The sequence below is a fragment of the Paenibacillus sp. GM2FR genome (genome assembly GCF_002803325.1).
Lineage (GTDB): Bacteria > Bacillota > Bacilli > Paenibacillales > Paenibacillaceae > Paenibacillus_AQ > Paenibacillus_AQ lautus.
The window spans coordinates 2584001-2604087 of record NZ_MKZM01000008.1 but is presented as its reverse complement, the minus strand read 5'-3'; the positions used below and the strand labels follow the sequence as shown (position 1 = coordinate 2604087).

16 protein-coding genes and 1 riboswitch are annotated in these 20087 nt (G+C 48.4%); of the genes, 12 read left to right on the top strand and 4 right to left on the bottom strand.

Features of this window, described 5'->3' with window-relative positions; translation table 11 throughout:
* Positions 1 to 24: 24 nt before the first annotated feature.
* Entirely contained in the window at positions 25 to 744 is a 720-nt protein-coding gene (locus tag PAEVO_RS11640) for a YebC/PmpR family DNA-binding transcriptional regulator (protein ID WP_100539426.1), read from the top strand.
* Positions 745 to 862: 118 nt separating this feature from the next.
* Here PAEVO_RS11640 and PAEVO_RS11635 read toward each other — a convergent pair whose 3' ends face one another.
* Positions 863 to 2071, bottom strand: coding sequence for a peptidase (locus PAEVO_RS11635; protein ID WP_100537690.1), 1209 nt, complete (start codon positions 2069 to 2071; stop codon positions 863 to 865).
* Positions 2072 to 2405: 334 nt separating this feature from the next.
* On the opposite strand from PAEVO_RS11635, the gene PAEVO_RS11630 reads away from it, so the two are divergent.
* The 5 genes from PAEVO_RS11630 to PAEVO_RS11610 all read left to right on the top strand — a co-directional run bounded on the left by PAEVO_RS11630 (position 2406) and on the right by PAEVO_RS11610 (position 8074).
* Positions 2406 to 3320 (top strand): LysR family transcriptional regulator, encoded by a 915-nt coding sequence (locus PAEVO_RS11630; RefSeq protein WP_100537689.1) that lies wholly within the window; start codon positions 2406 to 2408, stop codon positions 3318 to 3320.
* A gap of 129 nt (positions 3321 to 3449) precedes the next feature.
* Positions 3450 to 3935, top strand: coding sequence for a DinB family protein (locus tag PAEVO_RS11625; RefSeq protein ID WP_100537688.1), 486 nt, complete (start codon positions 3450 to 3452; stop codon positions 3933 to 3935).
* Positions 3936 to 4104: 169 nt separating this feature from the next.
* Positions 4105 to 4626 (top strand): GNAT family N-acetyltransferase, encoded by a 522-nt coding sequence (locus tag PAEVO_RS11620; protein ID WP_100537687.1) that lies wholly within the window; start codon positions 4105 to 4107, stop codon positions 4624 to 4626.
* Positions 4627 to 4729: 103 nt separating this feature from the next.
* Positions 4730 to 7276: a diguanylate cyclase domain-containing protein gene (locus PAEVO_RS11615; protein ID WP_100537686.1), complete on the top strand. Its 2547-nt coding sequence runs from the start codon at positions 4730 to 4732 to the stop codon at positions 7274 to 7276.
* 165 nt (positions 7277 to 7441) lie between these two features.
* On the top strand, positions 7442 to 8074 hold the full coding sequence (locus PAEVO_RS11610) for a YdcF family protein (protein WP_100537685.1): 633 nt from the start codon (positions 7442 to 7444) through the stop codon (positions 8072 to 8074).
* A 30-nt stretch (positions 8075 to 8104) separates the two neighbouring features.
* On the opposite strand, the gene PAEVO_RS11605 is transcribed toward PAEVO_RS11610, so the two are convergent.
* The 3 genes from PAEVO_RS11605 to dapA form a co-directional block, all read right to left on the bottom strand.
* Complete coding sequence (locus tag PAEVO_RS11605) at positions 8105 to 8557, bottom strand: hypothetical protein (protein WP_100537684.1); 453 nt, start codon at positions 8555 to 8557, stop codon at positions 8105 to 8107.
* A gap of 27 nt (positions 8558 to 8584) precedes the next feature.
* Entirely contained in the window at positions 8585 to 10027 is a 1443-nt protein-coding gene (locus tag PAEVO_RS11600) for a PAS domain-containing sensor histidine kinase (RefSeq protein ID WP_100537683.1), read from the bottom strand.
* Between the two features lie 243 nt (positions 10028 to 10270).
* A complete protein-coding gene (gene dapA, locus PAEVO_RS11595; RefSeq protein WP_100537682.1) occupies positions 10271 to 11170 on the bottom strand; it encodes a 4-hydroxy-tetrahydrodipicolinate synthase in 900 nt (299 codons plus the stop codon).
* Positions 11171 to 11281: 111 nt separating this feature from the next.
* Here dapA and PAEVO_RS11590 point away from each other — a divergent pair, with 111 nt between their 5' ends.
* The 6 genes from PAEVO_RS11590 to PAEVO_RS11565 all read left to right on the top strand — a co-directional run bounded on the left by PAEVO_RS11590 (position 11282) and on the right by PAEVO_RS11565 (position 19889).
* Positions 11282 to 12157: a LysR family transcriptional regulator gene (locus PAEVO_RS11590; protein ID WP_100537681.1), complete on the top strand. Its 876-nt coding sequence runs from the start codon at positions 11282 to 11284 to the stop codon at positions 12155 to 12157.
* A gap of 62 nt (positions 12158 to 12219) precedes the next feature.
* Positions 12220 to 12300: riboswitch (ZMP/ZTP riboswitch) on the top strand.
* An 80-nt stretch (positions 12301 to 12380) separates the two neighbouring features.
* Complete coding sequence (gene purT, locus PAEVO_RS11585) at positions 12381 to 13541, top strand: phosphoribosylglycinamide formyltransferase 2 (RefSeq protein ID WP_100539425.1); 1161 nt, start codon at positions 12381 to 12383, stop codon at positions 13539 to 13541.
* Between the two features lie 321 nt (positions 13542 to 13862).
* Positions 13863 to 15221, top strand: a complete 1359-nt coding sequence (locus PAEVO_RS11580) for an MATE family efflux transporter (protein WP_100537680.1) — start codon at positions 13863 to 13865, stop codon at positions 15219 to 15221.
* A 198-nt stretch (positions 15222 to 15419) separates the two neighbouring features.
* The gene (locus tag PAEVO_RS11575; RefSeq protein ID WP_100537679.1) at positions 15420 to 17060 is read left to right on the top strand and encodes a response regulator; all 1641 of its coding nucleotides are present in this window, start codon (positions 15420 to 15422) and stop codon (positions 17058 to 17060) included.
* Between the two features lie 5 nt (positions 17061 to 17065).
* A complete protein-coding gene (locus PAEVO_RS11570) occupies positions 17066 to 18895 on the top strand; it encodes a cache domain-containing sensor histidine kinase (protein WP_100537678.1) in 1830 nt (609 codons plus the stop codon).
* Positions 18888 to 19889 carry a substrate-binding domain-containing protein gene (locus PAEVO_RS11565; RefSeq protein ID WP_100537677.1) on the top strand — a complete coding sequence of 334 codons (1002 nt, stop codon included), beginning with the start codon at positions 18888 to 18890 and terminating at the stop codon, positions 19887 to 19889. The genes PAEVO_RS11570 and PAEVO_RS11565 overlap by 8 nt, the downstream gene beginning before the upstream one ends.
* The last annotated feature ends 198 nt before the right edge of the window (positions 19890 to 20087 follow it).

The window sequence follows — 20087 nt, the reverse complement described above, 5'->3', positions numbered from 1 at the left end:
AATGATGAAAGAGAGCGGAAACGTATGGGCCGTAAATGGAATAATATTAAGGAAAAGAAAGCATCCAAGGATGCTAATACAAGTCGCGTATACGCGAAATTCGGTGTGGAAATCTATGTTGCTGCCAAAAAAGGCGAGCCGGATCCCGAGTCCAACCGTGCGCTGAAGGTTGTTCTTGAGCGTGCCAAAACATACAACGTGCCGAAAGCCATTATTGACCGCGCCTTGGATAAAGCCAAAGGCAGCGGGGATGAAAATTATGAAGAGCTGCGCTATGAAGGTTTTGGTCCGAATGGTTCGATGATCATTGTTGACGCTTTAACTAACAACGTCAATCGTACGGCGCCTGCTGTACGTTCTGCCTTTAATAAGAACGGCGGCAATATGGGTGTCAGCGGTTCGGTATCTTATATGTTTGATCCTACCGCAGTAATCGGCGTCGAAGGCAAGTCGGCTGAGGAAGTCATGGATCTGCTGCTTGAAGCCGACCTGGATGTACGTGACATCCTGGAAGAGGAAGAAGCTGTGATCGTCTATGCTGAACCCGATCAGTTCCATGCGGTTCAGGAAGCATTCAAGGCTGCTGGAATTACGGAGTTTACCGTTGCCGAGCTTACCATGCTGGCACAGAATTTTGTCTCCTTACCGGAAGACGGACAGGTACAGTTCGAGAAGCTGATCGATGCACTGGAAGACCTCGAGGATGTTCAGCAGGTATATCACAACGTGGAATTTGAGGAATAGTCCGTAACGATTGATATCTTAATTCATTAAAAAACCATCGTATTCAGGAATCCTGAGTACGATGGTTTTTGTTTTTAGCCATTTATTTTAGCTCAAGCAAACGACCAGGAAAAGCAGCTTATTTGTCGGCATGAACCATAATCACTTCGGCAGAAGTGAATGCTGGTATGGACATGGTCATGATCGGGGAGTGGAAGACCACGATTTTCATGCCGGGTTCCAGCTTCTCGTCGGGATTCAGTCCAATCACTTGTGTATCCTTGGAGATGTTGATGATGATGTCGTTGTCCGTGGATTGATCTGACCCTACATTGATATACAGTTGATCCTTGGACGTGCGCTCGGATGCAGTTATCGTACCTTCGACTTTGGGCGCTAAGGTGTCGGAGACCACAATCTTATCTGCATGCGGCAGGGCAGGGTAAATCACGGACACGTATTCAGCTTCGATTCGCAGGCCTGATTTCAAGGCTTCGGCTGTTAATGATTTGCCTCCAGCATCTACAATCTTTGTGTCGCCATCAACAGCGAGCTCGACGTATTCGAGGTCACCTGCTTTAGCTGGTTTACCGGAAATCGTAATTCTTCCATCCTTCATTTCTGTAAGGATGCCGTCAATGCCGGATACCTGCTCCTGATCGTTATTCTCGGTATTCGTGTTGACCCGTATATAATTCGTTGAGGATTGAGGCGGCATGCTCAACGCCACATAAGGTCCATAGAAAGCACGAATGCTTATGCCGGCTTCCAGGTCACTTGCTTTCAGCGTGCTGCCGTTTTGATCGATGATTTTCGCTTTTGGATCCAGATGAAGCAGAATGGTCTCTTCACTGCCGTTGTACAGATTGGTTCCCTCCACCAGAATGCCTTGTTTGGTTACCTCAGCGATGGTTCCATCCATACCGGCAAGGTCGTTATCCTGAACGATGATCGTAAGCGCCGAACCTTGAGTGGGTAGGCTCTTCGTTATGTTTGGGCTGTAGAAAGCCTTTATCGCTTTGTGTTTATCTACGATCGTTTGCAGCTGGACTTGGTTCCCTTTGGCATCGATAATTTTAGTATCTTTGGATATGGAGAGCTTGATTTCTTGTTGATCGGTTGCCGCTAAACCACGGCCGGTTACGGTAATCCATTTGCCTGTTTTGTCATTTACGAAGTCCGTTATGTAACCCATGGTCCCAGGTACGCTCTTCTTCACCTGGTTCATGATGTTGTTCTGTCCCTTATGGGCTGAAGCAGGAGGGACGTCCTGTGCATTCGCTGCTATCGGCAGTGCCGCCATCGCGAGAACCGTAGCGGTTGCTAGTACTTTGTAGATTTTTTTCATGGTAGGTATCCTCCAATTTAAATTATCCTAGAACGCCAGGATACAGCCAAGCCGTATGATGAATTGGTAAAATGTACTTGCTGCACCACTATAGACGGGAGATAGGATAAAAGGTTGCAGCACCATGAAAAATCATGAAGACGGATCCGTGAAGAAGAAACGCTGCTTCAGCTATTGGACGAATTGAATCAACGATAAACATTTCATCATTACATTAATGTGTAATAAATTAGATTCTGCGGTTTACAAATGAGCTTCATTTAGGATATAAACGATCTAAATGATGTCAACAACTTCATCCAGCGTGAATAGTTCAAGAATTGAGGGATGACCTATGAATCTTCATGCACTACGCATTTTTAATGATGTGTCCAAGACAGGGAGCATTACGAGATCCGCGGGCAATCTGCTGTTAAGTCAACCAGCCGTTACGGCCCAAATCCGCAATCTGGAGCGGGAGCTCGGCATGAAATTGATTGAGGCTAACGGACGCAATATTCAATTGACGGAAGCTGGTATAGCGTTGGCCAGGCATTCCCAGCGGTTATTTGCAATGGAAGCCGAGATGGAAGAGATGATGGAGGCCATCAAATCCGGTCAGCAGGGAAGTTTGCGCATATGTGCGACGGAGCTGCCGGAGAGCACTTTGCTGCCTGGGTGGCTGGTTGGATATAAGCAGCGGCATCCAAGGATGGATGTGCAGTTGTTTAAAGGAAATTCCCGAACCGCACTGCAGCGGTTACAGGACAATTCGGTGCATATCTCCATCGTATGCGGCAGCTGGCCGATCGAAGCGGAAGATATTGAGTCCTTTACGATTATGGAAGATGAATTAATTTTTGCCGTACCTGCCCTACATCGACTAGCCAACAGAGAAGTGACTTTTCTCGAGCTTATGGAGGAGCCCTTTGTACTGAGGGAAGAAGGAAGTTATACGCGGAAACAGTTATCGTCGCTAATTGAGGCCTCGGATGCACGCGAGCCTCGCTGTTCCATAACGATAGAGGGGTTGAAGGAATCCATTGAAGCGGTTAAAGCGGGATACGGGGCTGCACTAGTTCCTGCGCTTTCTATTAAGAAAGAACTGGCTTCGGGCGATCTTGGCAAGGTGGAAGTGACAGGCGTAACTTTCCCGCACCCTATTCGGATATGCACCAAAAGACAAGAAGCGGGACTCGCGCAAGTCCATACTTTTATTTCCTATATTCAAGCGGATATCCGCGAAAAAAACCAGTATATCCATGGATGATGAAGGCTTGCCTTTGATTCATCCATTTTTTTTATGAAACGGAGTGAAAACCGTATTATTTATTTATCAGCATTTGGAGTACACTCGGTTCAAGCGGACGCTGAATAAAGTTGAGAAGGAGTGGACTACATGAGAGCATACCTGTTTGAACATTTGGAATTTGTGCGTACACAAACCTTGAATCTTGTAAGGGATGTCCCGGATGATATAGCGGAGATGATTCCTCGTGGAATGAATAACCACGTAAAGTGGAATATGGGACATGTCTTATTCACAATGGAACGGTTTGCGTTCGGCGTGAATGGAGAAGCCATGAACCTTCCCGGTCATTATACCGAGCTGTTCCGATCGGGTTCAAAGCCAAGGGAGATTAGCGCAGCATGGCCATCCATGCACGAGCTTCTCGGACTGCTTGAGGGTCAGGTCCATCGAATCGAACACAGGTACAGGGCGCATCTGCACGATACGGTCTTGTCTCCCTATACAACTTCCAAAGGTTTAAAGCTAACCCGGGTTGAAGAATTCTTAAGCTTTTGCTTATATCATGAAGGCATGCATTTTGATAAAATGAAATCGATTCTCAGCCAAAATATCCAGAAATTTGACATATTATGAAGGACTCTCATACATTATGGCGAATATACGGAGTAGGCTGTAAAGTGAAAGAGGGTGACCCGGCGTTATCAAGTTAGATCTGTATATACGGCGAATCGCATTTGCCTCTGTATTGAAGTGTGCGGCGTGAAGAGAACACTTGAATACAACTTGAAGAGGAGTCAGGCAAATGGATATCGTTACGGAAAGATTAATGATTCGTGAGTTTCAACCAGGTGATTGGCATGATGTTCTTCAATATACATCCGATCCTAAGGTGATGCATTACATGCCCGAACCTGTGTATACGGAAGAAACCTTAAAACAATTTCTTGCGCAGAACAAGGGGGATGCAGCCCATCACTTTGCGGTTATGCTGCAGGCAGAACAGCATGTAATTGGTCACATGGTGTTTCATCCATGGTTCGGCGAACATACGTATGAAATCGGCTGGGTGTTTAATTCGACGTATCACCGTAGGGGGTACGCCACGGAAGCCGCCAGAGCTTTGCTTCAGCACGGATTCGAGGTATTAGGGTTGCATCGGATCATTGCGACTTGCCAGCCTGAGAATGCACCTTCGTACCGGGTGATGGAGAAGCTGGGCATGAGGAGAGAAGGCTATTTCCAACAGTGTATCCCTCGTGGAGATATTTGGTGGGATGAGTATTTCTATGCTATGCTGAAGTCTGAATGGCGTACAATTTCATAGTTTTGTTGTTATAATATGCTGTGCCCAATGTATCTCTTATAACAATGAGATGCATTGGGTTTTATTTTTTCTGAAATCTGTGAATAAGGGAAGTTGATAAGCAATGACTGAACAGGATCCACTGAATCGAGAGCTGCTGACGGAGGGCGATTACATAACGGATGAACCGATCGACCTGACGAATTGCGAGAAAGAACCTATTCACATTCCAGGATATATTCAGCCCCATGGCGTACTGCTTGCCATTAATCCAATCGATGACTACAGGATCGCACAATGCAGCCGGAATACCGATCAGCTCCTAGGCATTAGCGCAGAAGCCCTTCTGGGACAGCGTTTGGAAGCGCTTATTGGAAATCTCCAGTTTGAGCAGATGATTCATCGTGATCTCCAGGCGATCGTCACGCCCGATTTACAGTATATTAATTTAACGATTCCGGTCGCGGATAAGCCTAATGAGTTTTTCGGAATTGTCCACGAAAGTGAAGGATTAATACTGCTTGAATTGGAGCTGGTATCGGAAGATATAGTACCCTTCACGGATGATTTTGAAAGGATACAGACGTTCTTCAGTCGTATGAAACGGACCGAGAATCGTACGGAAGCAAGTCAAGTCGCTTGCGAGCTCGTGAAGGACATTCTGGGCTATGACCGAGTCATGCTCTATGAATTCGATGATCACTGGAACGGAAAAGTGGTTGCCGAAGCTAAAGAACAGGAGCTGGAGCCCTTTTTTGGGCACCATTATCCGGCATCGGATATTCCTAGGCAAGCCCGGGAACTGTATCTTCGAAATTGGCTGCGGACGATTGTTGATGTGAGTTATACGCCGGTTGAGATTATCCCTACGGTACAGCCTTTGACCGGCAAACCATTGAATCTCAGTTTATCTGTGCTGCGGAGTGTATCTCCGCTTCATATTGAGTACCTTCATAATATGGGGGTTGGCGCGACAACCACGATCTCTCTGATCCATGACAACCAATTATGGGGGTTAATTACTTGTCATCACACTAGCAGAAAATACGTATCCCACCGGACCCGCAACCTGTGCAATTTTTTGGGATCCTTTTTCTCGAACGAGCTTTATCAACGACAGCAGCTCGACGATTATCAAACCGAGTTAAGGCTCAGAACTTTATCCGCCCGCTTTACCGAAATCTTCATGCGCCATACCGATTTATATCATGTTATTGAACAGCTGGACAACGAGGAGCAGATTTTACTCGATTTAATGAGCGCTACCGGTGCTGTCGTTTATTATCAAGACAATTTGATGCTGTACGGTACGACGCCTACCTCGAAGCAAGTCATGGAGCTTGCCGGATGGTTATCGGCCCAGGCCGAAGATTATACGTATCATAGTTCTAAACTCAGTGCCGAGTTTGAACCCGCAAAAGCTTATAAGGATGTGGCTTCAGGAGTTCTATATCTCGCGCTGTCACCAGGCCAACAAAATTATGTTATGTGGTTTCGGCCCGAGGTTGTGCAAATTGTGGATTGGGCTGGCGATCCGGCCAAAGCCGTTATACAAGAGGATGATAAGGTCCGTTTATCGCCCCGTAAATCGTTCGAAAAGTGGAGACAGGTGGTTGAGGGAACCTCATATTCTTGGAAGTCACAAGAGTTAAGCGTTCTCCCTCAATTGAAATCGATTGTCCGCAAGCAGACGGATGATCAATTAAGGCAAGCAAAAGAACAGGCCATACAGAATGCGAGGATATTCAGGGAGAACGAAGAACGGTATCTGCAGCTCATGGGCCTGTCGCCCGTCGCCTTCTTGTCACTGACAACCGCAGGTGCCATTATGTACTGCAATCCACAGGCCGAATCGCTGTTCGGTGCAAAGAAGCCCGAGGAGCTGCTTCAGCTTGAGATATACAAATTGGCTAGAGAAGATTCGCGGGTTGATCTGAGAGAGCAAATCAAACGGATGGAGCAGAATCAAACCCAATTAGTATCCGGTAGCGGCAGGTTTGTTACGCTGGAGGGCAACGAGATCGAGCTTGAATTTATGCTGGCGGCTATTCATCAAGGGCGCAAATCCTCCATTATGGTGATTCTGAGAGAAGGCACCGCGGATCATGAACCGGATCGGGTATACTCCGATGTGCTGGATCAGCTTCAGAATTACGTGACAACAGACCCGCTAACAGAGCTGCCCAATCCGCTGACATTTGAAAAAGAACTGTCGGTGGACTGGGAGGAGTGTATTCAGAACCAGCTTCCCTTGGCCTTGATGATGGTCGATATTGACGATTTCCGAGTATATAATACCCTTCACGGATTATATGGCGGTGATTTATGCTTGCAATGGATAGCCGATGCACTGAAAATTATTGGTGAGCACTATGGAGCGTCCATATCACGTTATGGTGGCGGGACCTTCATCCTGAAGCTGAGAAATGAAACTCCCGAACGTACCTATGAATTGGCCGAGAAGATCCGCCAGGGCGTGCTTGCACTCAGCATTCCCAAGGATCGCTCGGCAGAGGATGGGTTTATGACGGTAAGCGTGGGAGCGGCCTGCCTTACACCAGCATCCATGTTAAAGCTTACGGATTTGATCGCTGAGACGGAAAAAGCGATGCATATTGCCAAGAGCAAAGGGAAGAACAGAGTCACGCTGTATGGATATGATGCGGATTAAACGGTGGATTCGAATTTACGCTGCCATCGGAAGCACCAGAATGAATAACGGTGGTTGATAGCAAAGAAAGCCTGACGCTCAATAAGGGAGCAGCAGGCTTTCTTTGCTGAAAATGATAGAATGGATGCGCAAAGCAGATTTAAGATTGGGCTGTGGAGGTGCAACATGACGCGAAATATGCCGGCAAGGGAAGCTGAAGGCAGAAAAATGCGTACCGTGAATCAAGTTTGGCTGGGGCTAATTGGCATCCTGCTGATTTATACGATTTATGTGGGCAGCGCCATTTGGAACTACGCGCAAAGAACAGTAAATATCCCGTCTGATGCAGCCATAGTGCTGGGGGCTGCTGTATGGGAGGGGGAGCCTTCGCCTGTTTTTCAGGGACGCATCGATCATGCACTATGGCTGTATGACCGTCAGTACGTAGATAAGCTGATATTTACAGGGGGACGTAGTTCGGGGGATGATCTCGCCGAATCGGAAGTTGCCAGGCAGTATGCCATCGAGCACGGTGTTCCAGAGAGCGATATTCTTGTCGAGACGGCTTCGACGATCACCGAGCAGAATCTGTATTATGCCAATGAAATAGGAGGTACAGCAGGGCTGTCCTCCTATCTCATCGTAAGTGACCCGCTGCATATGAAGCGGGCCATGATGATGGCAGAAGATATGGGGCTTGAAGCCAATCCTTCTCCCGCATCCCGGAGCGCGTACCAGAGCCTGAGAAGCAAAGTCCCTTTTTTAATCAGAGAAGTCTTTTATTACATCGGTTATCAATTGGCTGCACCATTTCGCTAAAGGGTCTGCCCAGAGGAAGGCCGTGTCCAATTACAGATTTTTGAGGTCGTTCGCAAGCATCTGATGGCTATCCTGGTCGATTACCTTATCGAGATACCTTGTCGCGTTTTCTTTGGATGCCATAGCTTGCTCCTTGTTTCCTAGGACCAGATAGGCTCGGGCTTCCGCTTCATACCCGTAACCTATATAGAATGGCTCGAGGCTTGCCGATGATCCGACAATGATGCAGCGCTTGGCATAACGCAGCGCTTGATCGCCTTGCCCCACTACCGCATACACTCTGGAGAGCTGCCAATATCCAATGGAAAGGTTGCGCTGTGTATGATCTTCAACCCGTGTCCAGTGCCAAAACGAGCTGTGACATATGTGAATCATGTTTTCCTCGTCTTCCGGCGTACGCTGTGCGTTCTCCAAGATATCCCATACTTGATTGAAGCATTCCATCGCAAATTGTTTATGTGTTTTGGGTTCCTGATTGTCCATGCCTTTTCCTCCGATAATATGTATGCGTTATAAAGCCGGTAAATGGATCGTAAAGGTTGTCCCATGATCAGGTATGCTCTCTACGTTCATCGTTCCGCCATGATTATGAATAATGTTCTTGGTAATCATCAGTCCGAGTCCCGTCCCGGTGTCTTTGGTCGTAACAAAAGGCTGTCCCAGGGATTGGATTTGCTCCTGCGTCATTCCAACCCCTTCATCCTGCACGATAATTTGGACCTCTTGAGCGTTGTGCAGGATGTCCAGGGTAATGGTGCCGCCTTGATTCATCGCTTCCATGGCATTTTTCAGCAGATTGATGAATACTTGCTTGAGCTGGTTGACTTCACCCTGGACGAAGACCGGTACCCTCGGATAATGAGGGATGATCTCGATATTTTTGAGGGCTGCTTGAACCTTCATAAGCGTAATGATCTGTTCCATAATGGCATACACGTCGATGGGTCCGCTCACGTGAACGCCCTGCGGTTTCGAAAGTACCAGGAGTTCATTGACAATGAGCTCGATGCGTTTGAGCTCCGATTCAATGATTTCAAAATAGAGCTCGTTGCTGCGTTCCGCTGATCGCAGCAACTTCACGAATCCATTAATCGAAGTTAATGGATTCCGAATTTCATGGGCAATGCCGGCGGCCAACTGACCGGCGGTGGTCAGCTTCTCGGATTGCATCACGCGATCCTCTTCTATCTGCTGTTCTGTGATATCTCTGAAGATCCCGACCGCAGCTTTCTCGCCATCATAATTGATGATGAACGTGAACCCGTTGACCATTTTCTCTTGCCCGTCCAGACAGCGTATCAAATAATCGACGCTTCCGATCTCTCCGCTCTCCGCATATTTTGCCCTGCGTTTCATCAATGCGTTATGGTACGATGCGTCAACGATCACGTCGGTTGAAATTCCAAGGACGTCACGGGGATGCGTAGCGTTAACAAGTCTGAGCCCGGCAGGATTAACATAGTGGACAATGCCTTTTTTTGTGATGAGTACGGAGAGGGGCAGTCCTTCAAGCAGCTGCAGAAAAGAATGTTCCTTCTCGTTGAGCTTCTGTTCCTTCTGCTCCAGCTGGTTCATGAGCTGTCTCAGCAGGGTTCGATCCTCGAATTGTACCAAATATCCCTTGGGACCCTGCTCCGGATCCTGCTCAATGCTGCAACGTGCATGAAGGTATAACTCGCGATCGGACGGATGGCGATAAGCATATTCAAACGGGGTTACGGATTGCTGAAGGCCATGCGCAGCTCTTGCGTTCTGAACCACTCGATTCAGTAACTCGCGGAAGCTGTTTTCTTCTTGCGGCGCCCCGGCAGTTAACTCCTGCTGTGTGTATCCCAATAGATCACATAGTGCCGAATTGACCTTGAGAATCGTTCCATCAAGCGATACCATTGCCATTCCGATTACAGATTGTTCAAAGGCAAAATCATGATTAGGGCTGGAATAGGGCAGCACTGCAAGTCTCCTTTCAAAATTCTGGGAGGATTGAATGTACCCATATTATAAGTGGGTCGAAATCATTCATCAATCCTTTAAAGCGATAGATCTAAGCAGGAATTTCATGCTTTCGCATAAAAATCTGCATCATCCATCACATTTGTCCTGAATTGAAAGTGTGCATGCCCCATAACATGAATCTTTCAGCTTAAGAATGGATAGGCAGCGAGTACGCCTAGCCGTTCTCGAGGAGAAAGCAGGTTACACCGAGAAGTCGGTGTTTGTCAGTTGTTGAATTGCGTGATCTAAAGATAGCTTAAGCTTTTCCGTAATGGGCCCCATAGGCAGACGAAGGGTATCCGATGAGATCAGGCCTTGCTGGGCAAGCAGCCATTTTAGCGGAGCGGGATTGGATTCTTCGAACAGCTTATGAATGTAGGGAAGCAGGACTTCAAACTCCATTTCGGATCGGTAGTAATCTCCCTGGGCAGCTAATTGAAACACCCGAATGAAAGCCTCGGTATTCACATTAGCCGATGCCAGAATTCCCCCAGAAGCTCCATGACACAGCATCTCATGAAAGAGGACATCGTTGCCGCATAGAACGGGCTTTGTATCGTATTGGGATAAACTTCTCGTAAGCTCCGTACTCTCGGTGCTGTCTTTCACCCCGATCACCCCGGGGATCTCCATGATTCTTCTTACGGCATCAACCGGTAACCGGATTCCAGTACGCGAAGGAACCTCATACAGAATAACCGGGATCCCGACCTCGGCCACCTTTCGGAAATGCTGCAGGATACCATCGATCGAAGGACGACTGTAATACGGCGTGACCACCAATACCGCATCAGCACCGATATGACCTGCCAGTTCCGTTCGTTTCATACTGGACACCGTATCATTCGTACCCGTACCTATGATGAGCGGCAATAGCCGTCCGTCCAGACTCCCACGCGTTTCCTCCACAACCTGCACGACTTCCTCCCAAGCTACGGTCGGCGCTTCACCGGTCGTTCCGTTGATGACCAATCCCTGAATATCATATGATAACAAATTCTTTAAATAACGTTGATAAGACGGACGATCCAGTTCGTAATCCTGTGAAAAGGGAGTGATCACAGGAACATAAATGCCATGCAGTTCTTGCTGAGTCAGCATAATCTTTCCTCCAATTCATGAATGATGGCTATACTTTATCATGGGAATTAAGATCGGCGTTATCTATAATAATAGATAGTTATTATCAATATTATTGATAAGGAGAGAGTGATGGAACTTATCTACCTGCAAACCTTCAGGGAGGTTGCGATTCGCCAGAGCTTTACAAAAGCCGCGGATGAGTTGGGTTATGCCCAATCCAGCGTAACCACCCAAATTCAGAAGCTGGAGAAGGAATACGGCGTCAAGCTGTTTGAGCGGTATGGCAGAGGCTTGCGTCTGACGAAGTCGGGTGAGGAGCTGTTCAAGTATGCCGTTCAAATGCTGGATCTGTTTCAGCAGTCGAAGGAAAAGCTGACCAAGCAAGGCGGAGGCACCTTATCGATCGGAACGATAGACTCGTTGGCCGCTTATTTTCTTCCGTCCGTCATTCACCAACTGAAACTAAGGCATGAGGATCTTGTCATCCGTTTACAACCGGATCGTGAAGATAACATCATCAGTAAGGTGAGAGAAGGCGAGTACGATCTCGGTCTTATTTTGGATGAAAAACCGGAGGATTCCTCCTTGAATTGGATCCCCGTTCGGGAAGAGCCCCTCCTGCTGATTGCCCATCCGGCTCATCCGCTTCATGTTGAACCGGTCATAGAGCTAGAACATCTGGCTGATGCCGAATGGATTATGCCCGAGGATAGTTGTAATTACCGCATGATGTTGGAAAAGGTGCTGCGTGCCAGCGGAGTTCCAATGCGAATAGGGCTGGAATTGGGCAATCCCGAGGCAATCAAGAGATATGTGATGTCCGGTACGGGTATCTCATTATTGCCGAGGATGGTAGCAGAGGAGGAAATCAAGCGTGGTGAGCTTGCGATTCTTCCCTTTGCGCATTCTGACATTCGTTTGGATATTCAGCTGGTCATTCACCCCAAGAAGTGGCTTTCACAATCGCTGAAGGATGCAATCGATATGCTGAAGTCTAAATCCTAATGTCGCCTCGGGTGATATTGCAATTAGCGGGAAGATTCAGTATGATTTAAATAACAATGTATAGGTTTATGTGTGACTGGCGTAGCATGGGGGACCATGAGGGAGCACATAGATGACGACGGCCGTACGCCTGGGCAGAGGTAAGGGAGTTTATTTCCCTTACCTCTTTATTATCTTCTGCTTTTATAAGTCTCTGAAACTACGAAAAGGGGATAAAACCACGATGTTAAAAACGAAGAAAATACTGCTGCTAGGTTCGGGAGAACTGGGGAAAGAAGTCATCATTGAGGCCCAGAGATTGGGGGTTGAAACCGTAGCCGTCGATCGTTATGCCGACGCTCCTGCCATGCATGTTGCCGATCATAGCTATGTCATCGATATGCTGGATGGGGAGAGATTGCGCGCAATTATTGAGCAGGAGAAACCGGACCTGATCGTGCCCGAAATCGAGGCACTGGCTACCTCGGAGCTGGTTAAACTGGAGGAAGAGGGGTATCGGGTTATACCTACTGCCAGAGCTGCGAAGCTTACGATGGACCGTGAAGGGATTCGCCGGTTAGCTTCAGAGGCGTTGGGACTTCCTACTGCAGACTACCGATTTGCCGATACGTATGAGGAATTTAAACAGGCTGTCCTGGACATGGGGTTCCCGTGCGTGATTAAACCTCTGATGAGTTCCTCTGGCAAAGGCCAGAGTGTATGTCGCTCCGAAGGGGATATTGAGCCCTGCTGGAACATCGCCATGGAAGGCGGTCGTGTACAGAACGGAAGAGTGATCATTGAAGAATTCATTACGTTCCAATCGGAGATCACGCTTCTGACCGTCCGCTCCGTCAATGGAACAAACTTCTGTGCTCCAATCGGGCATATTCAGGAGAGCGGGGACTATATCGAATCCTGGCAGCCGCACGACATGTCCGAAGAGCAGATCGAGGAAGCTAAATATATTGCAAGGACGATTACCGACGAGCTTGGCGGTTATGGATTGTTTGGTGTTGAATTGTTCCTGGCCGAGGATAAAGTGTATTTTAGCGAGGTATCTCCGCGACCGCATGATACCGGATTGGTTACGCTGGTCACGCAAAATTTATCAGAATTCGCGCTTCACGTCCGCGCCATTCTAGGGTTTCCGATCCCGGAGATCGAATTGATAACGCCGGGAGCCAGCCGTCCGCTGAAAGCGGCGCGAGAGCTGGAGAGTTACACAATTACCGGCGCCGAGCAAGCACTGGCTGTTCCGAATACGCAGCTGCGCATTTTTGGGAAACCGGTGACCAAGGTCGGAAGACGGGTCGCAGTAGCGTTGTCAACCGCCGGCGCAGTGGAAGAAGCGCGTTCGCGTGCGAAGCAGGCTTTGGATAAGCTTGCTGTTGAAGAAGCATAATCGTTCTTGATTCTTAGGATGGTGCTTCCATGATCATATAAAAAAAGATCAACCGATTAACCGGTTGATCTTTTTTCATTGACGTTATTTCGTGGATTAGAACGGGTATGAACCGTCCTGATCATCATGTCTTGTTTTCGTTTAGGTTTTGATGATAAATATGCAGAAATTTATGTTCTTTCGTGATAAGATACACAAGAATACAAACGACCCTCACCCATTATAATGTTTTCAATGCGATGCTTTATAGGCACGGTTTAAAGCATGATCATACCCAATAAATATATAGAGGAACGTTTATGACGGCATAGGAGAATCTACATGAGAGACATGACGCAAGGAAGTCCGATCAGGCTGATCATTATGTTTACGATCCCGCTTTTGATCGGAAATATTTTTCAACAATTTTATAATATGGCGGATACCCTGATCGTGGGACGGACCATTGGTGTGAACGCTCTTGCGGCCGTTGGCTCGACAGGCAGTATTTTGTTTTTTGTCATTGGCTTTGCCCAAGGCTTGACGGCAGGTTTGTCCATCATAACGGCGCAGCGCTTTGGCGCCAAGGATATCGCGGGCGTTCGCAAAAGCGTGGGAACGAGTATATGGATTAGTCTTGTATTCACGGTTTTCCTCACCATTGTGAGTGTCATATTTACGAAGCCCGTCCTCGTCATGATGAATACGCCGGCAGAAATTTTGGATGATGCTTATTCGTATTTAATCGTCATTAACTGGGGCGTTGGCGCAGCCGTTCTGTTCAACTTGCTGGCTAACCTGCTCAGAGCGCTCGGGGATAGTCGGACGCCGCTTCTCTTCTTGGTGGTCGCAAGCATTCTGAACATCGTTCTCGATCTGTTGTTTATTCTTGTATTCAAGATGGGCGTAGCCGGGGCAGGGCTGGCCACGGTGGTCTCGCAGCTGTTCTCCTGCCTTCTCTGCTTATTATACATTCATAAAAAGGTTCCGCTTCTGCAGTTCAAGAATGCCGATTGGTCCATCGATTGGAAATTTATACGCCAGCATATGTGGGTCGGTTTCCCGATGGGCTTCCAAGCCTCCATTATTGCGATCGGAGCCATCATCTTACAGATTACGCTTAACGGTCTCGGGGCAACAGCCGTAGCCGCATATACTGCGGCTCAGAAGATTGACATGCTCGCTACGCAGCCCATGAGTTCCTTTGGCATTACGATGGCGACTTTTGCCGCCCAGAACTTCGGAGCGAATCGCATAGACCGAATTAAGCTCGGAGTTAAACAATGCATTTGGGTCTCGGGATCTTTCAGCATCGCCGTGGGCTTGCTGGTTATATTCGCGGGTCCTGCAGCCGTCAGCCTCTTCGTCGGTCAAGGACAAGAAGAATTGCTGTCCCTTAGCAAGCTGTATTTCTTATCGAACGGCAGCACCTATTTGCTTCTGTCGCTGTTGTTCATCTACCGCTTCACGCTGCAGGGGCTGGGACAGAGCTTTATCCCAACCGTAGCCGGCATCATGGAACTGATCATGCGGGTATTGGCTGCCATCTTCCTGACCGCGCAGATCGGGTTCCTCGGCGCAAGCCTGGCGAATCCCTTGGCTTGGCTCGGAGCCGTCATTCCGCTCGGTATTGCCTACTCCCTGAGCATTAAAAGATTAAGCACGCCTGCTAAACCCGTCTCCATACCGGTTCAGGCGTAAGGACTTTACACAATCGAATACAGAACGAATCATGACTTAAAGAACAGAAATCACTCTGTTGCTCAAGAGCCGTGCATTCGTTCTTTTTTTTGCTTTTAAAAAGCGTGAAAATGATGCATTCCAAATTTGGATGCGCCGCGGTAAGATCACATTAGATTCTTTTAACTAATTTGACAGAATAGAACAGGAGGGGTTGCCTTGTATAAAGTGCTGTTAGTGGACGACGAAGCCGACGTAAGGGAGGGACTCGTGCAGGAAATCCAGTGGGGAGCCTGTGGATTCAAGATCGAGGGAACGGCGGAGAACGGGAGAGAGGCCGTGGAGCTTGCGGAGCGATTGGAGCCGGATGTTGTCATTACCGATATCAGTATGCCGTTTCAGGATGGGCTCCAGCTGGCCTCTTGGCTTAGAGAGTTTCAGCCGCTGTGCAAAATCGTGATCTTAACCGGATACGATGAATTTGATTATGCCCGTCAAGCGATTACGCTTAGCGTGGACGAGTATTTGCTTAAGCCATTCTCTGCCGAAAGCTTCATGGAGCTATTGGGGAAGATCAAGGACAAGATTGATATGGAGGTTGCGGAGCGAGAGGATGTACGCCAGTTGAAGGAGCATTACCGCACGAGTCTGCCTTTGCTTCGGGAATCCTTTCTTGCATCCCTGCTAACCCGGAAATTGCCCCGCTCGATCATTGAGGAGAAGACTCGAAATTACGGTTTGTCTTTGAATGGGGGGAGTTATCTGGCTGCTGTTATGGCATTATATCCCGCTTCTGTAGATAAGGATAAGGAGCATACGTCTTCAACTTCCCTCCGCCATTCGGGAGACTTGGATTTAATGCTGCATGCCATGCTGAACATTGCGAAGGAGCTTCTGGACCCCATTTTATTTGTAAGCGCATTCATGTATCAGGACAGCATTGTGCTGTTAATTACGAATGACGAGAGCGAGGATGAAGCGTGGTTTAACGAGCTGCAGATGACACTTGAGCGCTTGTTAAAAAGCATTCTTCATTATTTGAAGCTGCCGGTTACGATTGGCGTGGGCTCCATGGTGCGGAATCTGTCCGACCTTAAGCTTTCCTATCAGGGTGCGCTGCTGGCGCTCGACTACCGATTGATTCTTGGTGCCGAGAAAGTCATCTTCATTGATGATGTCGAGCGTCCGAGACCGGAAGGGGTTCGTCTGGATGAACTAAAGGAGCAGGCGCTGATCCGCAGTCTAAAGCTCGGAACCGAAGAGGAAGTGACTGAAGCAATCTCGCACATATTTGATGAACTCATCGGTGCCTCCTGTACCATTCAGGACGTTCAGGTATACCTTCTGGAGGTTGTAACGGCTGTATTGCGATCGGCCAAAGAATCCGGGATTGAGATAGAGGCTTTGTTCGGCGCAGGATTTCAGCTGCATGCGGAGATCTTCAAGTTTTCCGGATTGCAGGAGGCTAAAGCTTGGCTTCTGGACATTAGTTTGACTATACGCAAGCATATCGCCAGCTCCAGGCAGCATGCGTACAAAGACATCGTGGAGAAGGCACTCCAATATACCCGGGAGCATTACGGAGATTCGGAGCTATCGCTGCAGAAGCTGTGTATGCAGCTTCATATCAGTACAGGTTATTTTAGCGCTGTGTTCAAAAGAGAAGTTAAAATGACTTACGTGCAGTATTTGATGCAGCTTCGGATGGAAACGGCCAAAGAGCTTCTTCGATCATCGGATCTTAAAGCTTTCGAAATCGCGGAGCGTGTCGGATTTGCTGATCCGAATTATTTCAGCTTCTGCTTCAAAAAGCAGGTAGGCATCTCACCCAAGGAATACCGGACACAAGCAAGGGGGTAGAACGGTTGAAAATCACGTATGCCAAGCGGGACTCGATCAAACCAACCATTCAGCGATGGGTTAGGCGAGTACGCGCACACAGCATTCAATCGATCATCATGTGGTCCTTCTCGGCATTTATTCTGCTTATCGTGATCGTGGTAGCTGTTCTGTTGTTCAATAAATTCTCGCGATCGGCTGAGCAGAGCGTATTTCTGAATGCCCAGCAAATTGTAGATCAGGTAAGCTATAATCTCGAGGATTATGTGGACGGCATGGCACAGCTGTATCGGGCCATTGAGGAAAACATGCTCGCGGACGGGCAATGGGACGATGATCAGGTCACTCAACAGCTGAACACCATCATGCGAAGTCGGGATGACATCGTCTCCATCGCTTTATTTAATGAACAAGGCGATATGCTGAGGAACCACCCGGCCATTCCGGTTAAACCCAGCGCCCGGGTGACGGAGCAGAGCTGGTTTCACTCGGCCATGAGAGTCTCCAACCATCTGAGCTTCTCGCTGCCGCATGTGCAGAATTTGTACGACCATACATTTGAATGGGTGGTTACGATGAGCAAAGGAATTACGGTTGTTCATAACGGGGAGCCGACCTATGTCATTTTGCTGGTGGATATCAACTTCAAGAAAATCGATGAGCTAAGCAGCCGTATTAGCCTGGGTAAGCGGGGGTATGCGTACATCATCGATGAAGGAGCGGGAAACATCGTATACCATCCCCAGCAGCAGTTAATTTACATGGGACTACGGAATGAGAGCGTAGAGCGGGCGCTCACTTCCTCGGACAGCTACATTGATGAATCGGATGGAGTCAAGCGGCTGAATACGGTGAAATCGGTCGTCAACATAGGATGGAAAATCGTTGGGGTTTCTTATTTGGATGAAATCATGACGACAAGAGAAGAGGTCAATCGTTATCTGATTCAGGTCGTGGCGATTGTACTGGTGCTTGCCATCGTGGTTTCCCTGATTCTCTCGGCCATGCTCACCCGCCCCATCCGCCGGATGGGCAGAACGATGAAGGCGGTGGAACGTGGCGATTTTAATGTGAAGCTCCCGATGCGGGGGCCACTGGAAGTAGTACAGCTGTCCAGCCGGTTCAATCTGATGCTGGATAAGATCAGGCAGCTCATGAAACAGATTGTGAAAGAGCAGGAATCGAAGCGTAGATACGAGCTGGAAGCTTTGCAGGCTCAGATCAACCCGCATTTTTTATATAACACGTTGAATTCGGTTGTCCGTATGGTGGGCATGAGCAAGAAGGAGGAGGTCATTACGATGATTACTTCCTTGTCCAAGCTGTTTCGTTTGAGCTTGAGCAAAGGGAAGACATCCATAAGCGTCCGTGAAGAGCTGGAACATGCAAGGCATTATTTGACCATCCAACAGATGAGGTATAAACAGAAATTCGATTTTATGATCGAAGCGGATGAAGCGGCGCAGTCTTGTTACACGCTAAAGCTGGTGCTGCAGCCCTTAATCGAGAATGCCATCGTACATGGCATTGAGTATATGGTGGATCAGGGACATATTCACATAACGGCTGCTATCAATGGCGACTTATTGGAGATGACGGTGACGGACAATGGCGTCGGGATGTCTCCCGCGATGGTTGAGCGGATATTAGAGGTTGAAGCGCTGCGTCAACATCCGGCTCCATTTATCAATACGGCAGGCTCCGGCGTGGCCGTTCGAAATGTTCATGACCGCATTCAATTGTATTATGGGCATCGTTTCGGTCTGGAGTTTGAGAGTGAGCTTGAAGTGGGCACGACCGTTCGCATACGGATTCCGGTCATTCACCACATAGAGGAGGGGCTGGAGAATGATTAAAATTCATCGTGTGGTACGGATACCGGCTGTACCCAAGGGCTATCTCGTTGTACTTATCCTATCCTTGATCCTCTTAACCTCGTGTTCTTCGGGCGCAACCAAGGATGAGAATGAGCCCGACCTTCGGCATATTTCCCTCGTAGCGCCCATACACGCCGAAGAGCAGGGTGATGCCATCCGATTAGGCGCCGAGGCAGCTGCCAAGGAATACGGATTGGCGCTTGATTATATCTCCCTGGAGCCAAGTGACGATGAAGCGGAGCAGCTGCAAGCAGCATTGAAGGTGCTGGAGAAAGGCTCCTCCGCGATTTTGATCGATCCGGCATCCGAAGCTGTACTGCAGAAATTAGGTGATCAAGCATCAGCAGCTGAGGTGCCCGTCATTGCTTTGAATGATCAGCGAATGACGACAGGCGTCCTCTCCGCCATTGCCATCAATAATGAGGTGGCCGGACGCAAGGCGGGGGAGCAGCTGGCCGAGTTGCTTGAAGGTCGGGGTGTTGTCGCCATACTTCGATCCGACAGGGAGGATCCCGACCTAATGGCCCGCGAAGAGGGCGCCAAAAGCGTATTGTCGGAAATGAGCGGGATACAAATAGCGGACGGAGCTGCGTGCGGCAAACGCGAAGATGCATGCTGGCAGGCGGCCAAGCAGCTGCTGGACCGGGGATCCGTCGACGGGATTCTGGCACTCGATATTCAGGCCTCCTTGGGAGCGGCCAAAGAAGTCGCGAGAAGGAAAGTTCAGGGGAAGATCAAGATTGTCACCTTTGGTAGCGATCTGGAGCAGCTTCAGCTTCTGCAGGATGGCATCCTTCACAAGCTCGTTGTGCAGAACGGGTTCAGCACGGGTTATCTGGGAGTAGAACAGGCCGTGAAGGTCTTGGATGGTTCGAAATATGACAAGCCGATTGTGCTTGAGACCAAGGTGATTGATGCTGACAATATGTTCTGGATGGATAATCAGAAGGTGCTGTTTCCATTTGTGAAGTAACGAAGTCCCGATCCTTAGAGGCAAAGTGATGAGAATTTTGCTAGAAAGCATGAGGATTTTGAATTCGAATGTCAGAAGCATTGCGGCATAATGGCGGTAGACAGTGAGATATGGCATATAAATTGCCGAACCCGTCACTGAAAATTCGAATGAAACAGGGAGGTCAACCCAGGTGAAGAAAAAATGGCTGTTAATCCT

Bases quoted from the DNA above. Each gene is read 5' to 3' on its own strand.
- PAEVO_RS11590 (WP_100537681.1), top strand. From the start codon at position 11,282: ATGGAACTTATCTACCTGCAAACCTTCAGGGAGGTTGCGATTCGCCAG.
- PAEVO_RS11630 (WP_100537689.1), top strand. From the start codon at position 2,406: ATGAATCTTCATGCACTACGCATTTTTAATGATGTGTCCAAGACAGGG.
- PAEVO_RS11580 (WP_100537680.1), top strand. From the start codon at position 13,863: ATGAGAGACATGACGCAAGGAAGTCCGATCAGGCTGATCATTATGTTT.
- PAEVO_RS11635 (WP_100537690.1), bottom strand. From the start codon at position 2,071: ATGAAAAAAATCTACAAAGTACTAGCAACCGCTACGGTTCTCGCGATG.
- purT (WP_100539425.1), top strand. From the start codon at position 12,381: ATGTTAAAAACGAAGAAAATACTGCTGCTAGGTTCGGGAGAACTGGGG.
- PAEVO_RS11640 (WP_100539426.1), top strand. From the start codon at position 25: ATGGGCCGTAAATGGAATAATATTAAGGAAAAGAAAGCATCCAAGGAT.
- PAEVO_RS11615 (WP_100537686.1), top strand. From the start codon at position 4,730: ATGACTGAACAGGATCCACTGAATCGAGAGCTGCTGACGGAGGGCGAT.
- PAEVO_RS11565 (WP_100537677.1), top strand. From the start codon at position 18,888: ATGATTAAAATTCATCGTGTGGTACGGATACCGGCTGTACCCAAGGGC.
- PAEVO_RS11610 (WP_100537685.1), top strand. From the start codon at position 7,442: ATGACGCGAAATATGCCGGCAAGGGAAGCTGAAGGCAGAAAAATGCGT.
- dapA (WP_100537682.1), bottom strand. From the start codon at position 11,170: ATGCTGACTCAGCAAGAACTGCATGGCATTTATGTTCCTGTGATCACT.
- PAEVO_RS11625 (WP_100537688.1), top strand. From the start codon at position 3,450: ATGAGAGCATACCTGTTTGAACATTTGGAATTTGTGCGTACACAAACC.
- PAEVO_RS11605 (WP_100537684.1), bottom strand. From the start codon at position 8,557: ATGGACAATCAGGAACCCAAAACACATAAACAATTTGCGATGGAATGC.
- PAEVO_RS11620 (WP_100537687.1), top strand. From the start codon at position 4,105: ATGGATATCGTTACGGAAAGATTAATGATTCGTGAGTTTCAACCAGGT.